Source organism: Cystobacter fuscus, assembly GCF_002305875.1.
In the GTDB taxonomy this organism is placed as follows: Bacteria; Myxococcota; Myxococcia; order Myxococcales; family Myxococcaceae; genus Cystobacter; species Cystobacter fuscus_A.
This window is the reverse complement of sequence record NZ_CP022098.1, coordinates 10,490,020-10,505,690: the sequence shown is the minus strand read 5'-3', so window position 1 is coordinate 10,505,690 and position 15,671 is coordinate 10,490,020. Positions and strand designations below refer to the sequence as shown.

The window sequence follows — 15,671 nt, the reverse complement described above, 5'->3', positions numbered from 1 at the left end:
TCCATCCCCAGACTCTCTCCCGCTGCGCCCAGGAGCGTCAGCAACGCGTGGGTGCTACCTGTCGGGCTGCCCCGGCTGCTCCAGCAGCCAATCGACGAAGGCGCGAGCCGCCGGCCGCAGCCGTCGATGTGCTGGATACACCACGTAGTAGCCGAAGCGCGTCGGCATGGCCGGTCCGGGGAGTTGCACGAGGCGGCCATCGGCGAAGTAGGGCGCGATGATCCGCTCGCGCGCGAGCACTGCGCCCAGGCCATGCACCGCGGCCATCAGCGCATCGGTGGTGTCGCTGAAGCTATGACGCTCATCGAGCCGGGCGCCGCGCACGCCCGCGGCGCGGAACCAGTCCTGCCAGCCCTGGAGCGAGAGGTCCGAGATCAGCGGCAGCTTCGCGATGTCGGCCGCTGCGTGGATGCCCTCGATACCGGCCAACGCGGGTGAGGCCACCGGGAACAGTGCGTCGTCCATCAGGTGGTGCGCGGTCAATCCCGGCCAATGGCCCTGGCCATAGCGGATGCCGAGGTCGGGGCCTCCTTCGTCGAAGCGAGTCAGCACCACTTCGGTGTCGACGTTGAGACGGATGTGCGGATGCGCGGCGGTGAACCGCGGCAGGCGCGGCAGCAGCCAGGTGTAGGTCAGCGAGTGCAGGGTGGTGATGCGTACGCGGTCGTGCTCGTCGCGAGCGGCGCGCAGTCCGCGCAGGACGACGTCCATGTCGGTCAGCGCGCTGCTGGCGGCATCGGCGAGCCGGCGACCTTCGGCGGTCAACGACACGCCACGCGCGTGCCGCTGGAACAGCGCGACGCCGAGCTGTGCTTCCAGCTTGCGCACGTGGTGGCTGACCGCGCTGGCGGTCAGGTGCAGCTCTTCCGCCGCGTGGGCGAAGTTCTGGTGGCGGGCAGCGGATTCGAACGCCGCCAAGGCCGGGAGCCAGTCCGTCGGCAAGGTCATGGCGAGCCTCAAATCACATTTGTGGCTGGCCTCAAAAGGATGCGCTTGTGACCTGGGCCCGGATGGCGACAATGGCGGTCAGACAACAATCTCATTGTTGTCACGGCGTCGCCTTTCCTCCCTTCCCAAGGACCCGGCAACCACCATGAGCTCTCCCGCGCTCGCCCGTACGACCTCCCGTCCCTTCATCGCGGGAGCGTGGCTCACGCCGCTCGAGCTGGGCCTGCTTGGCACCATCTGGGGCGCGTCCTTCATGTTCATGCGCATCGCCGCCAGGGACTTCGGCGCGCTGCCCCTGGTCGAGCTCCGGCTCGCCCTGGGAGCGCTCGTGCTGATGCCCTTCCTGTGGCGAGCGCGCGCGGCCTTCGGTCCGAAGCTGTGGCCGAAGCTGGCGCTGATCGGCGCGATCAACTCCGCGGTGCCGTTCGCGCTGTTCGCCTGGGCGGCGCAACGTGCACCGGCTGGCATCGGAGCGATCACCAACAGCATGGCGGTGTTGTTCACCGCCCTGGTGGCGTTCCTGTTCTACGGGGAGCGCATCGGCAAGCGGCGTGCGGTGGCGCTGTTCTCGGGCTTCGCCGGCGTGGTGGTGCTGGCCAGCGGCAAGGTCGGGGGCGCGAGCATCGGTTGGGCGGTGGCGGCGGGTACGACGGCCGCGTTCCTCTATGGCATCGGCGCGAACATGGTGCGACGTCATCTCACCGGGCTGCCGGCTGGCGCGGTCGCCGCGGCCACACTGTCATGCGCGGCCTTGCTGACGCTGCCGTTCGCGGTCGCCACGTGGCCGTCTCATCCCATTCCGGTGGTGTCGTGGCTGTCGGCCGCAGCGCTCGGCGTCATCTGCTCCGGCATCGCGTACACCCTGTACTACCGCCTCATCCAGCGCATCGGCGCGGCGCGCGCGGTCACCGTCACCTACCTCGTGCCGCTGTTCGCCGTGGCCTGGGCCTGGCTGATGCTGGGCGAGCCGCTGACGGGCACCATGTTGAGCGCAGGCGCGCTGATCCTGGGAAGCGTGGCGCTGAGTCAGCGGCAGTCGGCGTAGGGTGACATGGCGGAGAGCGAGGCGAGGTGTCGGAGTGGGTCCTTTGACACCTTCCCCGAGAACTTTCCGGGCACCCGTGCGTTTCCCGGCGACGCCCATTCGCGGCGCCTGGACACTCCATGCCCGATCCCTTCTCCTCGCGTTCCCTCATGGCACTGCTCGCCATGGGGCTCTCCCTGCCCCTCTCCCTCCAGAATTCACTCCTGACCGCCAAGGCGGATACGGAGTCGCTGGGCGGTGCCCACCGCGCCCTCACCTTCGTGAGCACCGACAAGCCGCTCTACCGGCCCGGCGAGCAGTTGATGGCCCGAGGGCTGTTGCTTGACTCGATCAGCCACAAGCCACTGGAACACAACCTGCCGGCGAACCTGGAGATCCGCGGCCCCAAGGGTGAAGTGATCACCTCCGCGCAGGTCCTGGCCCAGGACTCGGTCTGGGGCTACGCGTGGACGCTGCCGCCCACGGTGGCGGGGGGTGAGTACACCCTCCAGGTCACCTATCCGGCGACGGGCGATGCCCCCGCGGAGCGCAAGTTCGACGTGCGCGCCTACCGCGCGCCCCGGCTCAAGTCGCAGATCGAGTTCCTTCGCGACGGCTACGGCCCCGGGGACACCGTCACCGCCACGCTCGACGTCAAGCGCGCCGAGGGAGGCCCACCCACGGGCGCTCGTGTCACCGCCACCGCCCTCGTCGATGGCGTCGACGTGGCGCGGGTGGTGGGCTCGGTCGACGCGCGGGGGCTGTGCACGGTCAGCTTCAAGCTGCCGGCGCGCATCGAGCGCGGCGAGGGGTCGCTCGCCTTCGCCATCGAGGATGGCGGGGTGGTCGAGACGGCGGCCAAGACGCTCCCCATCCTCCTGCGGACGCTGGACCTCCAGATGTACCCGGAGGGAGGAGACCTGGTGGCGGGGCTGCCCTCGCGCGTCTACTTCGAGGCGAGGACGCCCGCGCGCAAGCCCGCGGACCTGAGCGGTGTGGTGATCAATCAGGACACGGGTGAGACGGTCGCCTCGGTGCGCTCGGAGCACGAGGGCCGGGGGCGCTTCGAGCTGACGCCCAGGGCGGGGGTCCGGTACGCGCTGCGCATCGACGAGCCCTCGGGCATCCGTGACCTCTTTCCCCTGCCTGGGGTGAAGAGCCGGGGCGCGGTGCTGCGCTCGAACACCGACGTCATCCCCGCGGGTCAGCCCGTGGTGCTCTCGGTGGAGCTCGTGGGCGTGAAGCGGGCGAGGGTGACGCTCAGCAAGCAGGAGGTGGAGCTCGCCTCGTCGCAGGTGGACCCCCACGAGCGGGTGATCCTCGATCCGAAGGACGCGGACGGCGTGCTCATCGCCACCGTGTGGGACGAGGCGGGCCGTCCACTCGCGGAGCGGCTCGTGTTCCGTCAGCCCTCCAAGGCCCTGTCCATCGAGGTGGCCACGGACAAGAAGCGCTACGTGCCAGGAGAGCAGGTGCAGCTCACCGTCCGCACGACGCGTGAGGGCAAACCCGTGTCGGCGCTGGTGATGCTCACCGTCACCGACGACGCCGTGCAGCAGCTCATCGAGAAGCGCGACCAGGCGCCCCAGCTACCGGTGATGGTGTTGCTGGAGCCCGAGGTGCGGGAGCTGGCCGATGCCCAGCTCTACCTCGACGAGAAGAACCCGAAGGCGAAGCTGGCGGTGGATCTGTTGCTGGGCACCCAGGGCTGGCGGCGCTTCGCGCTCGCCAACGCGGAGGGCTTCCTGGCCCAGTATGAGGACCAGGCCCGGCGCGCGCTCGCCATCCGCGCCCAGCCCCAGGTGCCTCCCCCGGGGGCGGTGATGGACGAGGTGGCCGGTATTCCGCCCCCGATGCCCGCTGCTCCAATGGCCCGGGCCGCACCGCCGCCTCCCAAGGCGGCCGTGCCCCAGGGCGCCCTGGCTCCACCCGCCAAGCCCCTTGCGGACAGGCTCGCGCCCAAGGCGAAAGAGGAGCGAGCACTCAAGAAGCAGGCCGTGGCCCGAAGGCACGCCGCGAACGAGGCCGCTGACGCCTTGGCCGGAATGCCCTTGGACAAAGCGCTCCCCCCCCACACCTACTTCCGGGAGTACGCGCACCTCGTTCGGCCCGAGCGCAAGCCCGGCGACCGCGTGGACTTCTCGGAGACGCTCTTCTGGAACGCGGGGGTGCGCACCGATGACCGGGGCGAGGTCCGGGTGTCCTTCGGGCTGAACGACTCGGTCACCACCTTCAAGGCGTTCGTGGGAGCCGTGGGGATGGATGGCGCGCTCGGCTCGAGGGTGGCGTCCATCGAGTCGGTCCAGCCCTTCTACATCGAGCCCAAGCTGCCGCTCGAGGTGACGTCCGGGGACGTGATCCAACTGCCGCTGGCGCTGGTGAATGGCACGACCACGGCGCTCGAGGGGGCGCGGGTGCAGGTGGATCTGACGGGAGGCCTGAAGGCAGCCAACGTCGACGGGGTGCGCCTGGCCGCGAACGAGCGGGTGCGGCGCGTCCTCGAGCTGAAGGTGGGGACGCAATCCAGGCCCGTGGAGGTGTCGATCGCGGCGAGCGCGGGCAACTACGCGGACACGGTGACGCGCACGCTGAACATCCAGCCTGCTGGCTTCCCCATCACCACCTCGTTCAGCGGACTGCTCTCGTCGCGCCAGCCCGCGGTGCACGCGCTGAGCGTGCCCTCCAACGTGGTGCGCGGCAGCGTGAAGTCCTCCCTCACGGTGTACCCCACGCCGCTGGCCAACATGACCGAGTCGCTGGCCCGGCTCATCCGCGAGCCCAGTGGCTGCTTCGAGCAGACGAGCTCGACCACCTATCCCATGACGATGGCGCAGCAATACTTCCAGACGCACAGCGGCGTGAGCCCCGAGCTGGTGGCCTCGGCGCGCGAGAAGCTGGAGACGGGCTACCGGCGGTTGGTGGGCTTCGAGTGCTCGGAGCGTGGCTATGAGTGGTTCGGCGAGAACCCGGGCCACGAGGCGCTCACCGCGTTCGGGCTGATGCACTTCAGCGAGATGAAGCAGGTACGGGACGTGGACGCCGCGATGCTCGAGCGCACGCGTGGCTGGCTGCTCAAGCAGCGCGATGGCAAGGGGGGCTTCGAGCGCAAGCGCCGCGCGCTCCACACGTGGGTCGAGGATCGCGCTACCTCCAACGCCTACATCACCTGGGCACTGCTGGAGAGCGCGACGCAGCCCGTGGCGCAGGCGCGTGAGTTGTCCCGGGAGGTGGCCGCGCTCAAGGAGGCCGCGGACAAGAGCCAGAACAGCTACGTGGTGGCGCTGACCGCCAACGTGCTGGCGCTCGCGCGGGACACGGCCGGGGCACGCAAGCTCATGGACCGGCTCGCCGCGAAGCAGGGCCCGTCGGGCGTGGTGGAGGGTGGCACCCAGTCCATCGTCGGCAGCACGGGCGGGACGCTCCAGATCGAGACCACCGCGCTCGCGGTGCTGGCGTGGCTCAAGGACCCGGGCCACCTGGTGAACGTGGAGCGCTCGATGCGCTTCCTGGCGGATTCATGCCAGGGGGGACGCTATGGCTCGACCCAGAGCACGGTGCTCGCGCTGCGCGCCATCGTCGCCTATGACCAGGTTCGCTCGGCGAAGCGGGCTCCGGGCCTGGTCCGCGTCTATGTGGACGGCCGGCCCGTGGGCGGCGCGGTGAAGTTCGACGCGCAGTCCCAGGAGGCGCTCAAGCTGCCGGACGTGGCCGAGCTGCTCACCCCGGGGAAGCACGACCTGGAACTGCGGATGGAGGAGGGCTCGGAGCTGCCGTACTCCATCGAGGTCACCTACCACGCGCTCGTGCCGGCCAGCTCGCCGGACACCCGGGTGGCGCTGGAGGTGGCGCTGGCGAAGAACGCACTGACCGAGGGCGAGCCGACCGAGGCGCGTGTGGTGGTGACCAACAAGACCGACGAGACGCTGCCCACCACGGTGGCCATCTTCGGAGTGCCGGGTGGACTCGAGGTGCGGCATGACCAGCTCAAGGAGCTGGTGAAGAAGCACGCGGTGGACGCCTATGAGGTCATCGGCCGCGACGTGGTCCTCTACTGGCGGGGCATGGAGCCGCGCAAGAAGCTGGACGTGCCGCTGTCCCTGGTCGCGGCGGTGCCCGGGAAGTACACGGGCCCCGCGAGCCGCGCGTACCTGTACTACTCGGACGACCAGAAGATCTGGCGCGATGGTCTCATGGTGTCCATCGCTCCCAGGTAGCTGGGCGGGCCTGGGTGGGGAGTGCGCTCTCCCCCTCCCGGGTGATGACGCTGGCGTCGGGGCTGGATACAGACGAACGAGTCCCAGGAGCCTTTGTCATGTCGAGAGCGGTAGTGATTGGCGGTGGTATCGCGGGGTTGTCGGCGGCGCATGTCCTGTCCCAGCACTTCGAGCGCGTCCTGCTCGTGGATAGGGATGGCCAGGACGTGGCGCACGAGCGACAGGGCGTGCCGCAGGTGGATCACCTCCATGTGCTGATGCGGCGCGGTTGGTTGGCGTTCAATGAGCTCTTCCCGGGCATTGGCGAGGAGCTCATCCGGGCCGGGGCCGTAGGCGGACAACCTCGTGACGATGGGCGATGCGCTGTGTGCCTTGAATCCCGTCTACGGGCAGGGGATGACGGTGAGCCTGTTGTCGGCGCTCGAGCTCGGGCGGCAGATGGCCCAGGAGGGCAAGACCTCGCAGAAGCGGTTCGATGAGCTCGTGGCGGGCCCCTGGCTCACGGTGGCCGGCGAGGACCTGCGCGTGCCCGGGTGCACCCTGGAGAACGTGAGCGCCATGGCGCGTCTGACCATGACGCTCAACGGCATCCTGGGAGACAGGGTGATGTTCCGGGCCACCTTCGATCCGGACGCGCATCAGCGAGCGATGCGCGTCCTCCACATGGTGGATCCGCCCTCCGCGCTCATCCCGCTCGCACTGCCTCGAGTGGTGTGACTTCCGCGATGTCCCGGGTCAGCCTTTCAGGGACTGTCGGGCTGCTTTCGCCAGGTGCACCATGGCGGCACGTGCTTCATCCGGTGTCGCGATCGGTTGGTCGAAGGTGAAGCGCAGGGGGCGCTCATCCGCCAGCACGTCGAAGCCGTCGGCATCAATGCCTTGCATGACGACCTTTTCCGCCGAGACCCCCTTGAAGGCCTGACAGTAGGCCTTGAGGTTGTGGGCGTGGTCCTCATTCATGTGCCCGACGATGTCGGCTTCGCTCTGTGCGAAGGGATTGGCGACGAGCACTTCACCGCGCTCCAGCCAGTAGATCCGCCCGAACCCGCCAATGAAGCGGGCGCGTACGAGTACGAGCCGGTACAGCTCGAAGTCGTGGGTGTCGAGGTAGTCCGCTGACCGGGGGAAATAAGCACGGTACCGGGCGTGAGCCGCGGTTTCGTCGATCGGGACGGGCATGGCATCCGCGACCCAGGTCAAGCGCTGGGAGGCCTGTGGGTCTGGATTCGTCGCATCGTGAATCGTCAAGGAGACCTTCGCGTCCGCCTGGATGTTCTTCGTGTGCTGGGCCAGGGTGCTGATGAGAATCAGCGGCGCGCCGGCATGGTCGAGGGTGTAGGGGGTAATCGACCCGAAGGGATAGCCGGGCAGCTCGAGGCTCATGGTCGCGAGTACGCCATGGCGCTGGTGCAGAAGAAGCGTACGGGCATGACGAGCGCGATTTTCGAGATCGGACATGACCCGAGGGTACCAGAACCCAACGGCGAACCGCATCGGGGAGAGCCTTCAGCTTCCCAGGAGTCTACTCGCCGCCCGGAAGGAGGCTGATTTGACACCTTCCCGGGCGGGGGCCGGTTCGATGGGTCCAGCCCCCGCCCGTCTCGGACTACTGCGACAGCTTCTGCTTGATGAAGGCGCCGGAGGGCGTGAGGGCCGAGTCGGGCCAGTTCCCGGTGGTATTCGCGCCGGGGACGAGCGCGGAGGCGGTCTCGGCCTTGTCGTTGAGCGACCAGTTGGCCCAGCTCAGCTTGCGGCTGTTCATGAAGTCCATCCACAGCTGGGTCTCGGCGAGGTTGAGGTTGCCATTGCCGGACGCGTCGCAGGTGCCGAACTCCGTCACGAACAGGGCGATGCCCTTGTTCAGCGCCGTGGTCGCCTTGTCACGCAGGAACTGCTTGTGCGTGCCCGCGTAGAAGTGCAGTGCATAGGCCACGTTGGGGTACTGGGTGATGGGGTTGCCGGCGGCCACGTCCACGTCCTGCGACCAGGTCGGCGTGCCCACCACCACGAGGTTGGGGGCTCCAGCGCCGCGGATGGCGCCAATGATTTCCACCGCGTAGGTCCTCACCTGGGTCCAGGACTCGTTGTCCGGCTCGTTGAAGATCTCGAAGATGACGTTGGGGGTGTTCTTGTAGAGCTGCGCCATCTCGGTGAAGAACGCCTTGGACTGCGCGGTGTGCGCCGTGGCGTTGTGATCATGCCAGTCGATGATCACGTAGAGGCCCTTGGCGATGGCCGCGTCGACGACGGTCTTCACCCGGGCCTTCTCCGCCGCGGGGTTGGTGAGGTAGCCGCCGCTCTCCACTCCCATGGCGGCGCGCACCACGGTGACCTTCCAGTTGTCCGCGAGCGAGTTGACGACGGAGGCGTTGTAGAACGTGCCGCCCCACTGGCTCCAGAAGAGGCTCATCCCCTTGAGCTGGATGGCCACGCCACTCTGGTTCCGGATCTGATTGCCCACCACCTGAAGCTTGCCATTCGTGGCGACGGGCGAGGCCAGCGGCGCCTCCAAACTCTCCACCTCCGGCGTGGCGGCTTCGTTCTCCCCGGCCATGGAGGTCTCCTCGGAAGGAGACGACTCCTCCATGCCACCGCATCCGCCGAGGAACGCGAGGTAGAGGACCGCCATACACAGGCTCCGCCATCCGCCCAGACCCGCGCTGCCCGAAACCAGGTTTCTTTTCATGCACGCCTCTCGTGGTGTGTGCGATGTCGCAATAGACATCTGCCAGACAGACACCCGCGGCTTGTCCCATCTTCCCGCGCACGGAGGATGGCTCGGCGCCTGGTTGTCGGGACGCTGCTTCCTGGAGTTGAGTCTCTCCGCGCCTTCCCTGAAGGGTCGTTCAGGAAGGGCGGGTATGCCGCTGAGGCCGTGGCTCGCGGGTGGCGGACGGCGCGAGGGGCCCGGCTCCCGCTCGCCGGGACCCCCGGACCGACGCGAGCCCGTCAGGCACTCGCTGTCTCCTTCCGCGCGGCGGGTGCCGACGGCACTAGAACGCCAGGGGCAGGTTCACCAGCCCACGAGCTGGGCACTCGGGCGTCACCTCGGCATCCTGGCCCGCGGCCAGCATGTGCTCGTAATGCCCCTCATCTCATTTGAGACAGGTATCTCCCTCGGGGAGTGCCATCACGGACCCACTCCTCGCGGTGTTGTATCGGGTGTAGGCATCGACGCGCGCGCGAGTATCCACACTGACCTTCTCCATCTCCGCGGCCCTCTTCGTGGCGGTTTCCGCGTCGTAGTGACTGAAGACACAGTTGATGCCCGCGTTGAGCCTGGAGGCCGCCTCGTGCAGTGCCGCTTGACGGGTGGTGTCCACGATGAGCGTGCCACTCAAGGCCGCCGAGAGCTGGCGCAATGACTTCTTCTGAGCGGCCGTGTCTGGCTTCGCATCGATATACGCATCCAGCTCATCACGGACCCCATTGCCATCCTTGTCCGCGCCAAGAAGGTCGTCCACCGTCTGGGGCTCCTGCCTACACCCAGAGGCCAGCATGAGAACGACCGGGACGAGTCGTATGCCGAGAGGGCGAATGCGCATGGGTGTGTACCTGGAGGGGAATGGTGTGGTGCCGGCCCTGTCTACCACGCTCTACCTGCTGCGCGCGGGCAGGGGGGAGAGCGCATCCCCGGGCGCCTCCTGCCGGAGGAACGTCGCACCGGGCCGCTCGCGCTCGTCCACCTCCAGGCGGAAGATGTCGGGTCGGCCGTAGTGGCCGCAGGGGTCGAAGTCGAGCCGCGCCCGCGTCAGCATCCCGAGGTCCAGGTCGGCCGTCAGCACGCCCTCCTCGCCCCAGAGCGGGCCCGCGAGCACCTCACCGAACGGGGAGACGATGACGCTGCCTCCCCGGGACATGATGTGCGGGGCATCGGCGGGGAGGGCCTCTTCGCGGAGGACCTCGGGCGGGTACATGTCGCGGGTGACGAACTGGTTGCACCCGAGCACGAAGCACCGGCCCTCGTTGCCGATGTGGCGCATGGTGGCCTGCCACGTGTCGCGGCTGTCGGCGGTCGGGGCGAGGTAGATGTCGACGCCCTTGGCGTACATGGCCGCCCGCGCGAGCGGCATGTAGTTCTCCCAGCAGATGAGCCCACCGATGCGGCCGAAGGGCGTGTCCACCGTCGAGAGCGTGCTGCCATCGCCCTCGCCCCAGATGAGGCGCTCGGAGCCGGTGGGCTTGAGCTTGCGGTGCCTGGCGAGCAGCGCGCCCTCGGGCCCGAAGTAGAGCTGCGTGCAGTAGAGCGTTCCGCGCGTGAGGCGATCCCGCTCGATGACGCCGATGGAGAGGAAGACGCCGTGCGCGCGGGCGATGCCTCCGAGGCGCTCGATGGCCGGGCCGGGGATCTCCACGGACTGCTCGTTGTAGAGCTGCCAGAGCCGGCGGCCGGCATCGCTCCGGCTGCCCACGATGAAGCCGAAGCCGAGTCCGCGGGGATAGGCCGGGATGAATGCTTCCGGGAAGAGCACGAGGCGCGCGCCGGTGTTGGCGGCGCGGGCGGTCCACGAGGCGACGCGCTCGAGCGTTCCCTCGAGATTGAAGAGCACGGGAGCGGCCTGGACGACGGCGACACGGACCTGCGGGGAGTTCGACATGCCGCCGAGGATAGACGGCGGCCCGGTGTCCGCGAAGCCCTCGGAGTGCGGTCAGCCCCCTCCGTTACTTCGCCTCAACGCTCCAGTCTGCGGACGATCCCGCCGATGGGCGAGTCCCTGTACGCCCTCTCGTAGAACCTGCGGTCATCCGAACCCTCGTCGAACATCCTCAAGTTGTCATCGGTCTGGTTGTGGTCGGGATAAGAGCCCGAGTACTCGTACCGGAGTGGCGCCCCCCGCTCTTGACGAATCGCGTTTTCCGTCGGTGCCCAACCCCCCGGCGTATGCGGCGTCTGACGCAGCCCGACGGTCTCGAACTCCTCGCTCAGTCGGAGGCGATCCTCGATCGTTTCCCTCATGGGGGCGCGGAACTGGGGGTCGGTGCGCGCGAAGACGGGATCGTTGTTGTACGGGCTGACCGCCAGGGGGCTGACCGCGACGCCATGCGCGGTGCGCCAGCCGTGGACCATCTCGTGCCCCAGGCTGATGTGCCGATCCCTTTCACCCGACTCGTCATACCTGATGTCGCTGGGCCGACCGGAGCTGGCCTGGCCCTCGTAGCGGTACGCGGGCCGAAGGGAGTCATAGGTGCCCTCGTGGCGGGCCGCATGGCGATTGGGCATGGGCTGGCCCCGGCCCGAGTAGATGTTGACCGAGGTGGACGGCCGGTAGGGCGTCGGCGTCGCGCCGGGGTTGAGGTGCGCGGTCCTGCTGTCCAGCTCCGTCATCATCCGGCGGCCCGTGGAGACCCTGTTCGTGTCCTCGTAACCCACGGGCGGCCGCATCAGCGTGTGCGTGGATTCCCTCACGTCCCGGGTGAAGTCGGCGAAATCGTCGCCGGACTGCGTCTCGCGCCGGGTGCGGATGCCCGGCAGCTCCGGGTGCACGACGCCGTAGTCGGCGGGGTACAGGTTCTCCCTGCGGTGCTCGAGCTCGCGCTGCGAAGGGGGACGATAGGTGGAACTCCGCGAAATGGACGAGCTGGGCATGGGCAATCCCTTATGGGCGGGTCAGGGTCAGCAGGGGAGACGCTGAGACCTAGAGCAGCAAGCGTGCCAACGCCCCCGGGTGGGGGGCGCATCCGTAAGTCCCCTGATTTCCAGGGGAGGACGCCCCCGGAAGTCCGGCGCTGGTGCCGCGGCCACCTCCAGACAGGTGACGTCTGTCTCCAGCCTGGTGACACCTGTCACCAGACCGCTACAACGCCCCTTCGTGGGTGTCGGTGCCGTGAGGTGACACGGGCAGGGGCCGGAATCACTCCGTGCCAGTTTGTGAGATCGAGATGCCGTCCACCCAGGCCTTGGCGCGGCTGACCGTGGAGGCGGTGTCCGTGGCCGAGACGATGAACTTCAGGGTGACGGTGCGGTTGGCGTAGGCGGACAGATCGATATTGGTGCGCTGTGTCCAGGTGGACTCGGTGACGGTGCCGAGGCCCTTGGTGACGGAGTCCACCACCACGTCACTGCCGGCGTTGACGACGACCTTGAAGGACACCGACGCCAGGGTATTGGCCCCGGAGAGATCCAGCTTGCGCCAGTAGGAGAGCGTGGGAGCGCTGGACAGGGCCACGGTGACGCTGGCGGTGCGGGTGACGGTGTTGAAGGAGGGCGTGGCGGAGCCGAGGATGGATTTGCTGCCGCTCACCCCCGTCTGATCACTGGCGTCCGGGGCCCACTCGGTCAGGGTCCAGCCCGTCTTGTCGGGGCCGTTGGTGGAGAAGGTCTCGGTGAAGCGCGCCGAGTTCTGGTCCACGGTGACGGTGATGGCGGCGGAGGTGGTGGTGTTGCCCGAGGCATCGGAGGCCCGGACGCGCACGGTGTGGGCGCCGGGGGCGGCCGTGGTGGTGTTCCACGAGGAGGAGTAGGTACTACCCGAGGCCGTGCCCACGCCCACCACGGCGCCGTCCACGAGGAACTCCACCCGGGTGATGCCCACGTTGTCGGTGGCGGTGGCGGTGAGGGAGACGGTGCCAGCCAGGGTGGCGTTGGCGGCCGGAGAGGTGAGGGCCACGTCAGGCGCGGTGGTGTCGGAGACGCCGCCGGTGACGGTGACGGTGATGGAGCTGGACGTGGTGGTGTTGCCCGAGGCATCGGAGGCCCGGGCCGCCAGGGTGTGGGTGCCGTTGGCCGCGGCGGTGGCGTTCCACGCGAAGGTGAAGGGCGGGGTGGAGTCGGTGCCCACCACGGCGCCGTCGATGAGGAACGCCACCTCGGTGATGCCCACGTTGTCCGAGGCCTGGGCGCTCAGCGTCACCGTGCCGCTCACGGTGGCGCCGTTGGTGGGGGAGGAGAGGCTGACCGTGGGAGCGGTCGTGTCGGAGTTGTCGAGCCCGAAGAACTTCGCCACCTCCAGCGTGGAGCAGATGTTGGTGTCCAGGATATAGGCGCCCGCGGTGCCGCACGCGACGGAGGTGCCGGGGAACCGGGTGGCCGGATCGATGGCGGTGCCGTGCCCCATGCCGGTCAGGTCATACGTCTCCACGAGGGCCTTGCCCGCGCTGTTCTTGTAGACCTTGTGGGGGTAGGTGGCGACCGTGTCCGAGACGTCCGCCGTCATGTCGATGCCGTGCACCGCCGTCCACTGCTCCAGGGCCTCCACCTGGTTGGTGTTCTTCACGGTGTAGTCGGAGGTGCCGTGCCAGAGGGAGATCTTCGGGTAGGCGCCGGTGTAGCCGGAGTAGGCGCCTCGCACCAGGCTCGCCCACTGGTCCGGTGTCTTGCCCACGCCCGGGCTCATGCAGGAGAAGGCGTCGGTCATCGTGGTGGCGCACTTGTAGGGAATGCCGGCCATGATGGCGGCCCCCGAGAAGACGTCCGGGTAGGTGGCGGCCATGACGTGCGACATCGCCGCGCCCGCCGACAGGCCGGTGACGAAGACGCGGCTCGGATCAATGGAGACGTCCGCCTTCATCTTGTCCACCATCTGCTTGATGGAGAGCGCCTCGCCCGAGCCCCGCGCGATGTCTCCCGGCTCGAACCAGTTGAAGCAGACGTTCTGGTTGTTGGCGCTCTGTTGCTCGGGATAGACCACGTAGAACTTGAGCTGATCGGCCAGGGCGTTCCAGCCGGTGTTGGTGTAGGCCGCGGCCGTCTGGGTACAGCCGTGCATGGCCACCACCAGGGGGGCGTTGGCGGGCATGTCGGCGGGCACGTGCTTCCACATCTTCAGGTTGCCGGGGTTGCTTCCGAAGCTCGTCACCTGTGTCAGCGCGCTGTTCACCTGCCCCAAGGGAGTCTCCTCCGCGGGCGGGGGCTCGCCTCCGCAGCCAAGCAACGACAGGGTGAGAATGACATGGGGGGCGCCTGCGAATAGCCGCTTCGACATGGAGAGATCCTGGGGTAGGGGAGGCAATATTTTATCATGATCGACCCTTTCAGGTCTGACATGTTTTGACGACTTGACGGTTCTTTGTCCGGGTGGCGCGGTGCGTAATCCCCCGTGATCCGGCTCAAGGACGCCGAGGGGCCGAGCACGACCCGTCACAACCTGCCGCTTCCCTCTCCATTGCTCACGATGGGCGCCACTCACTGCGAGTGACCCCAAGGGATACATTCATGTCTCGCGCACTCGATCTTCCCGCCGCCGTGCAGTGGCACGAGGGCATGCTGCTCGCCCCTCAGCACTTCCAACAACAGGACCGCCGCTACGAGGCGCTCCTCCAGCTCCATCTCGGCCTGGCCATGCCCTTCCACTGGGGCGTGAGCCAATTCCAGTACGATCACTCGCTGTTGCTCGCGGGTACGCTCCGGGTGCTGGAGCTGGAGGCCGTTCTCCCCGATGGGCTCATCGTCTCCCACCAGGCGGGTAGGGGAAGCGAGCTGCAACTCGCGCTCGGAAGTCCGCACGGTGTGGACTGGCAACGCCCGGTGCGCCTGCATGTGGCCGTGGCCTCCGGGCCGCGAGGCGGCCCTGGCCCCAGCCGCTTCATCTCCACCACGAGCGAGCCGCTCGCCGACGAGAGCACCGGCGACATGCCTCTGCGCATCGCCCAGCTCCAACCACGACTCGAGCTGTTCGCGGGCCCTCCCCCCGCCGGCTATAGCGCGCTCCCGTTGCTCGAGTTGCGCCGCGACCATGAATCCTTCCTCGTGGAGGAATACCTTCCACCCCTGCTGGCGGTGCCCTTCGATTCTCCACTCGGAGAGCGGTGCGATCGGCTGACCCTGCGCATCCGGCAGAAGGCCGCCCGTGTGGTGGAGGAACTGCGCGCCCGGACCGCCGAGCCCGCGCAGCATGCCGAGAGCCAGCAACTGCTGCGCTGGCTCGTCGCCGGGCTCCCCGCCTTCGAGGCCATGCTGCGCTCGGGCATGCCCCATCCCTTCGGCCTCTACCTGGCGCTGTGCTCGCTGGCCGGCCACCTCGCCCCCCTGGGCGAGGGCAAGATCCCTCCCGCCTTCCCCGCCTACGAGCACCTGGAGCCCTGGCGCTCCTTCCAGACGGTCTTCTCCTTCATCGAGAGCACACTGGAGCAAGGCGTCTCCGAGGCGTACACCCGCGTCCAGCTCCAGTCCGAGGGGGGCGGCTTCACCACGCACTTCCTCCCGAAATGGATGGACCGGGAGCTGGTGCTCGAGGTGCGTGGCCGGCCCGGGACCACCCGCCAGCAGGTGCTGGGGTGGATGGCGGGCTGCCGCATCGGCTCGGAGAGCCGCCACCGGGTGATGCGCGAGACGCGCACGCTCGGGGCCCGCCGCGAGCTCATCGACAGCCGCCCGGGCCTGGTGCCCCGCTCCGGCTCGCTCCTGTTCTCCCTGGAGTCCAGCTCCACCTTCATCCGCCCCAATGAGCGGCTTCTCCTGGAGAACCTCCTCGAGCCGGGCGAGGTGCATGCCCCCGCCGAGGTCTTCCTTCTCATCCGCAACGACACCTGACTCCCATGCGACATCC

General features: G+C 68.3%; 11 protein-coding genes and 1 pseudogene. 5 read left to right on the top strand and 7 right to left on the bottom strand.

Features of this window, described 5'->3' with window-relative positions; translation table 11 throughout:
• Positions 1-54: 54 nt before the first annotated feature.
• Positions 55-948, bottom strand: a complete 894-nt coding sequence (locus tag CYFUS_RS42585; RefSeq protein WP_095990425.1) for a LysR substrate-binding domain-containing protein — start codon at positions 946-948, stop codon at positions 55-57.
• A 145-nt stretch (positions 949-1,093) separates the two neighbouring features.
• Between CYFUS_RS42585 and CYFUS_RS42580 the strand changes: the two genes are divergently transcribed.
• From CYFUS_RS42580 to CYFUS_RS42570, 4 genes and pseudogenes are all read left to right on the top strand, one after another.
• The gene (locus CYFUS_RS42580) at positions 1,094-1,993 is read left to right on the top strand and encodes a DMT family transporter (RefSeq protein WP_095990424.1); all 900 of its coding nucleotides are present in this window, start codon (positions 1,094-1,096) and stop codon (positions 1,991-1,993) included.
• Positions 1,994-2,112: 119 nt separating this feature from the next.
• A complete protein-coding gene (locus CYFUS_RS42575) occupies positions 2,113-6,186 on the top strand; it encodes an MG2 domain-containing protein (RefSeq protein ID WP_095990423.1) in 4,074 nt (1,357 codons plus the stop codon).
• Between the two features lie 44 nt (positions 6,187-6,230).
• A pseudogene (locus CYFUS_RS54735) lies at positions 6,231-6,443 on the top strand (FAD-dependent oxidoreductase); the annotation flags it as partial.
• Positions 6,444-6,531: 88 nt separating this feature from the next.
• Positions 6,532-6,903 carry a hypothetical protein gene (locus CYFUS_RS42570; protein ID WP_095990422.1) on the top strand — a complete coding sequence of 124 codons (372 nt, stop codon included), beginning with the start codon at positions 6,532-6,534 and terminating at the stop codon, positions 6,901-6,903.
• An 18-nt stretch (positions 6,904-6,921) separates the two neighbouring features.
• Here the strand turns inward: CYFUS_RS42570 and CYFUS_RS42565 are convergent, their stop codons facing one another.
• From CYFUS_RS42565 to CYFUS_RS54175, 6 genes are all read right to left on the bottom strand, one after another.
• A complete protein-coding gene (locus CYFUS_RS42565) occupies positions 6,922-7,644 on the bottom strand; it encodes a HugZ family protein (RefSeq protein WP_095992558.1) in 723 nt (240 codons plus the stop codon).
• A gap of 148 nt (positions 7,645-7,792) precedes the next feature.
• Entirely contained in the window at positions 7,793-8,872 is a 1,080-nt protein-coding gene (locus CYFUS_RS42560; protein ID WP_232537128.1) for a glycoside hydrolase family 5 protein, read from the bottom strand.
• Positions 8,873-9,281: 409 nt separating this feature from the next.
• Positions 9,282-9,650 (bottom strand): hypothetical protein, encoded by a 369-nt coding sequence (locus tag CYFUS_RS42555; protein WP_157758975.1) that lies wholly within the window; start codon positions 9,648-9,650, stop codon positions 9,282-9,284.
• A 132-nt stretch (positions 9,651-9,782) separates the two neighbouring features.
• Positions 9,783-10,784: a carbon-nitrogen hydrolase family protein gene (locus CYFUS_RS42550; RefSeq protein WP_095990419.1), complete on the bottom strand. Its 1,002-nt coding sequence runs from the start codon at positions 10,782-10,784 to the stop codon at positions 9,783-9,785.
• A gap of 74 nt (positions 10,785-10,858) precedes the next feature.
• Positions 10,859-11,773 (bottom strand): M91 family zinc metallopeptidase, encoded by a 915-nt coding sequence (locus tag CYFUS_RS42545; RefSeq protein WP_095990418.1) that lies wholly within the window; start codon positions 11,771-11,773, stop codon positions 10,859-10,861.
• Between the two features lie 265 nt (positions 11,774-12,038).
• Positions 12,039-14,108 carry a PHB depolymerase family esterase gene (locus tag CYFUS_RS54175; protein WP_095990417.1) on the bottom strand — a complete coding sequence of 690 codons (2,070 nt, stop codon included), beginning with the start codon at positions 14,106-14,108 and terminating at the stop codon, positions 12,039-12,041.
• A gap of 230 nt (positions 14,109-14,338) precedes the next feature.
• On the opposite strand from CYFUS_RS54175, the gene tssK reads away from it, so the two are divergent.
• Positions 14,339-15,655, top strand: coding sequence for a type VI secretion system baseplate subunit TssK (tssK, locus tag CYFUS_RS42535; RefSeq protein WP_095990416.1), 1,317 nt, complete (start codon positions 14,339-14,341; stop codon positions 15,653-15,655).
• Positions 15,656-15,671 lie beyond the last annotated feature (16 nt).

What these genes read in the sequence shown, in the direction of transcription:
- CYFUS_RS42565 (WP_095992558.1), bottom strand. Translation starts at nt 7,644, where the DNA reads ATGTCCGATCTCGAAAATCGCGCTCGTCATGCCCGTACGCTTCTTCTG.
- CYFUS_RS42545 (WP_095990418.1), bottom strand. Translation starts at nt 11,773, where the DNA reads ATGCCCAGCTCGTCCATTTCGCGGAGTTCCACCTATCGTCCCCCTTCG.
- CYFUS_RS42560 (WP_232537128.1), bottom strand. Translation starts at nt 8,872, where the DNA reads ATGAAAAGAAACCTGGTTTCGGGCAGCGCGGGTCTGGGCGGATGGCGG.
- CYFUS_RS42575 (WP_095990423.1), top strand. Translation starts at nt 2,113, where the DNA reads ATGCCCGATCCCTTCTCCTCGCGTTCCCTCATGGCACTGCTCGCCATG.
- CYFUS_RS54175 (WP_095990417.1), bottom strand. Translation starts at nt 14,108, where the DNA reads ATGTCGAAGCGGCTATTCGCAGGCGCCCCCCATGTCATTCTCACCCTG.
- CYFUS_RS42580 (WP_095990424.1), top strand. Translation starts at nt 1,094, where the DNA reads ATGAGCTCTCCCGCGCTCGCCCGTACGACCTCCCGTCCCTTCATCGCG.
- tssK (WP_095990416.1), top strand. Translation starts at nt 14,339, where the DNA reads ATGTCTCGCGCACTCGATCTTCCCGCCGCCGTGCAGTGGCACGAGGGC.
- CYFUS_RS42550 (WP_095990419.1), bottom strand. Translation starts at nt 10,784, where the DNA reads ATGTCGAACTCCCCGCAGGTCCGTGTCGCCGTCGTCCAGGCCGCTCCC.
- CYFUS_RS42585 (WP_095990425.1), bottom strand. Translation starts at nt 948, where the DNA reads ATGACCTTGCCGACGGACTGGCTCCCGGCCTTGGCGGCGTTCGAATCC.